Genomic DNA, 525 nt, shown 5'->3' with positions numbered 1-525 from the left:
CGGCTGGGCATTATCGGCGGAATGTGGGTGTCCACCGGGTTAACGTTGATCGTTGCCGGACTGGCGCTGGCGATGGTGCGCGAGGCGGGTAAGGCGCAGGATGAACGTAATGTAGAATATCCGGCAGCGGCCGTTGACCAACCGATAGCCAAAAACAACCTTGCTGAAGAGTAAACGTGGATCACTACGCCCTTGATAATTTACGCCTGCGCTTATAGCCATATGGCAGGCATTATTCATACTATAAATTTTTAATGAAAATACATTCACCAAATCAATAATGAAATTTTTAAGAGAATAGCAGGGCATGCTGTCACCTGCGAAAAATAACGATACCGCCTGTATTTTTCGCTTGCATAATGATCCAAAAAATAAAGCCAGTCGCCATCGGTAACATTAGCCACACCTCCGGTAACACAATTAGCTTTACTCTCTTCCTCATCGAAAACGTTCGAGCATAGCAAAGAATGAGCGCTAATTTTAATACCGTAGCAAAACCCGGCGGCAATCGATGCAATCTGGCCT

The 525-nt window shown here is 46.1% G+C and carries 1 protein-coding gene and 1 pseudogene; one reads left to right on the top strand and one right to left on the bottom strand.

The annotated features are described in order from the left end of the window. Positions 1 to 174 (top strand): annotated as a pseudogene (locus tag ACFFXY_RS25385) (MFS transporter); the annotation flags it as partial. 92 nt (positions 175 to 266) lie between these two features. Here the strand turns inward: ACFFXY_RS25385 and ACFFXY_RS25380 are convergent. Next, positions 267 to 525: hypothetical protein (locus ACFFXY_RS25380; RefSeq protein WP_382357100.1), on the bottom strand; the 259-nt coding region annotated here is incomplete at its 5' end.

The sequence above is a fragment of the Glycomyces mayteni genome, assembly GCF_042428885.1.
Classification (GTDB): Bacteria; Actinomycetota; Actinomycetes; order Mycobacteriales; family Micromonosporaceae; genus Glycomyces; species Glycomyces mayteni.
The sequence above is the reverse complement of the archived record's forward strand: the minus strand, read 5'-3'. Positions and strand labels throughout refer to the sequence as shown.